The organism is Delftia sp. K82 (assembly GCF_002193035.1).
Lineage (GTDB): Bacteria > Pseudomonadota > Gammaproteobacteria > Burkholderiales > Burkholderiaceae_C > Comamonas > Comamonas acidovorans.
The window spans coordinates 1-3,265 of record NZ_MYFL01000017.1 but is presented as its reverse complement, the minus strand read 5'-3'; the positions used below and the strand labels follow the sequence as shown (position 1 = coordinate 3,265).

Sequence of the window (3,265 nt, the reverse complement as noted above, 5' to 3'; positions counted from 1 at the left end):
TGGCGCTGAATCACCATGCGGCCTTGCAGGCTGTGGCCTAACGTTGCATCGAGGGCGCCCCTGGCCATGGGGCTGAGTGCACCCAAGATCAGCCAACCGTGCAGAGTGACTGCAGTGGATCTGGCGCGAACGAGTACCGACGCCTCGGCCGGTAACCTCTGTGGCGTCAGAGGCAGTCCGCCTTCGTGGCGAGATGACGGGCCAGTCCTAAAGGGGAGTTTGACCAGGTGGGCGCGGATGAGGAGCGAAGACTCTGGCGATGACCTATGCGGGGTGGTTTTGAGTGCTCGACCGCCCTGCCTCACTGGCGCATGAGAGGTGAGCATCGTCTGGATGGCTCAAATAGAGCCTGAGTGGCGAGCTCCCGTGGACTTCACGGCCACCATGCCGCCCGCTACAGGGAGGCTTATGCGCGACACCAGGGACGCTTAGCGCCCCGTAGCAAGGCTTGCCCTCGCACAAGGACAGCTGTCGGCCAGGAGCAGTCGGGGGGTGTAGAAAATCGGTGGCTCAACGAATAAGGTAAGCTTAATGGCCTGCCGCCCATTCCGAAACGTCAAACGAATCGATATCCCACGTGGTACGGGACAATCGGCATCCATAAACGGATAGTCCTGGATAAATCCCATGATACTCACGCAATTCAGCTTTTGCGGCACTTACAGACATAAGTAGAGGGTGCCTCATGCCAAAATATATCTCCTTAATCGCTCCATCAGGGAGCCTATAGCAATAGAGCGTCTTGTTGTGTAACTTGAGTTCATCAAAAGTGCCGCTTTGATTAGTGCCGTCCTCCCTGTCCGATAGGCATTTCACTACCCTAACTTCTTCTTCATAAGCCCAGCAGGCAGGTTTTTGGAGAAATGTGCGTTGCAGCTTTTCTTCATGGCCAGCAGGATAGTGATGTGTATGACCTACTAAAATAGGATCGGTGCCTTTAAACGATGGCAAGGGGTGTGTCGGCCGGGTATGTGTATAAATAACATTTCCAAATTGTGCAGGTACTAAGCAACGTTGCACATCAAGAAATCCAGACATTTCTACATCAATACCAAGCACCACGCCTCGATGTTCGTCTCCGTAATGAGCCCACATTAAAGAGTTCAATGGATTTCGTGTAAGGCACAGAACCCCATGTGTATCCGACCAGATGGATTGCATAGCCGACGACCGAATACCATCTAATAAAAGCGTAAGCGAATTATTTCCCTGCGGCGGATAAGCCGCCTTCAACTCATACGGGTCATTAAACGTATTCGGCTTAGTAAATCCAATTGATCGATTTTTGAGTATCGATATTGCTGCTGATGCGGACATATATTTATATAGGATCACTCGATAACTCCCGGAAGCCAATGCAATATATAGCTCACCTTTAAATGACGGGTTTATGCATTTTATCTGAATGACTGGCCAGGTTCGAGCAGAGCCAGCGCCTTTAGGCCAGAAGCAGCCGTCCGGCGCGTGGCCGCAAACGGCAGGTCTAGGCTGGTTTCCGACGTGCAGCAGAGAAAACAAGACGACCGCTCTCGACCAAATTCGGCCGTCTGAATTTTCCACCTTAAAAATCGTTCTGAGTTGCTTGCAGTTATCGAAGTCGCCAGTTTGTGGTCACATCGCGCAGATAGTCTTCGTCGCGAACACCATACTTCATGTTCGACCATTTTTCCGTGATTCCGCAAATCTTTTGATAATGTTCGAAATTCGCAGGAATATCCATAGTCGTACGCCAAGAAGATAATTCATCATTGTCCGTTGCACATCTCAATTTCCCAGTGTAGCCCTGCATGCCCAACCTCACAGCTAGATGTGTCAGGCCATAATCACCCCCACATATCCGGTGTTCAAGAGATGCGGTCTCGATGCTCTGCAATCTGAAAACGTGAGATGGATAATAATCTTCTTGCGTATCATTGCGCATAGGTCGCTGAAAATTCAATGCCCAGAATAATGAAGCTACAATATAAATACAAACATTATAATTCGCAACACACAAGGCACCCTTATTAAGGTTCTCATATTCTGAGGCTGGAAAATAGAACTTCTCAAACTCCGTAAGCATGAATTGAAATGCGTAAGTATCCGCAATAATTTCACGAGCGTGTACGGCAAGACTATCAGTCTCATTTTTTTCTTCAGCACAACTAACAGCCTCATGGATGACTATATTATCAGATGCTGAAGGGATCTTTCCTTCGGACTTATCGCCTCGTCTTTCACCATGTAAATTGTGGAGATGCCCTATCTCATGCAACACGATAAATACAAACATTCCCTCCACAAACATTTCAAACATTTTTCTGTGGCTTTCTTCATGAATCCACCAAAAATCATTATTCGACCATTCAAAATCTCCATCTTTTAACCAAGAGCTTAAATTATCCCTCCAAGGCTCGTAGAACTTTTCATCATTATTTCTTAGGCGACGCTCGGCCCCCACCATCATGGCTGACGTACGAAATATCAGCTCCACCATTCCTTTGCACACCAAAACAGCTTGATGGCCGTGAATAGCTGCGGCTTGGACTCGCACACTATCCAGAAGATAAAAACTTGAATTACCCTCTGGATATTTACGACATAACCACTGACCGATATCATTCAACTCAGAATAAATATCATCTTCTTCAAGAGAAAAATCAAGAAACGCCTCTCCTGTTTTGGAGAAGATTTTCCTCCTAATATACTCTTCTACAGAATCTTTGTAATCTTTCATTTCAACATTCTCTTGATCTAAGAATCCCTAGTGTTTATATATTTTCACAAAGAATAGATCTTTGTTGTTGAAGTCATTTTCTGATTGGAAATTCAGCGATACATCCTTTGCAAGAGCGACGACAGTCCTTGTTGCCACACCATCTGCAGCAAGTTCCCACTCCCGTTTTTAGTCTTGATTTTAGTAGCGTGGTGCAAGCGCGACCGAACGCTTCTCGACCAATATCGTGCGCTCGACGGCCAAAGCTGGGTGACCGCAACCGCAGAGAAACCGACAGATACGCACGAACGCTGAGCGACGGCAGCGCGGAACGGTAGCGGCCACACGAGAGCCCTTGGCAAGCCGCGACGCCGCCGCACATCTGCCCTGAGCGCTTGCTCCTCGGCCGATAGCTCGCTCCTCAGCCTTGCTGGCCAAAAAAACTAAAGTACAGTGGCGCGTTTTCCGTACAGACGAAAGTACAGTGGCGCATCTCTCTAAAGACCAGCAGCTCCAGACGGCGGCGAATCATGTGCATGGTCTGGCGGAAAGCTTCGAGCTTGGCGTCGT

The 3,265-nt window shown here is 48.4% G+C and carries 2 protein-coding genes; both read right to left on the bottom strand.

Annotated features, from left to right (window positions below):
- Positions 1 to 528: 528 nt before the first annotated feature.
- Positions 529 to 1,518, bottom strand: a complete 990-nt coding sequence (locus KDK82_RS31540) for a DUF2971 domain-containing protein (RefSeq protein ID WP_218827112.1) — start codon at positions 1,516 to 1,518, stop codon at positions 529 to 531.
- 70 nt (positions 1,519 to 1,588) lie between these two features.
- A complete protein-coding gene (locus tag KDK82_RS32575) occupies positions 1,589 to 2,716 on the bottom strand; it encodes a hypothetical protein (RefSeq protein WP_143343608.1) in 1,128 nt (375 codons plus the stop codon).
- Between the last annotated feature and the right edge of the window lie 549 nt (positions 2,717 to 3,265).

Excerpts from the sequence above, each read along its gene's own strand:
- KDK82_RS32575 (WP_143343608.1), bottom strand. The coding sequence starts at position 2,716 with ATGAAAGATTACAAAGATTCTGTAGAAGAGTATATTAGGAGGAAAATC.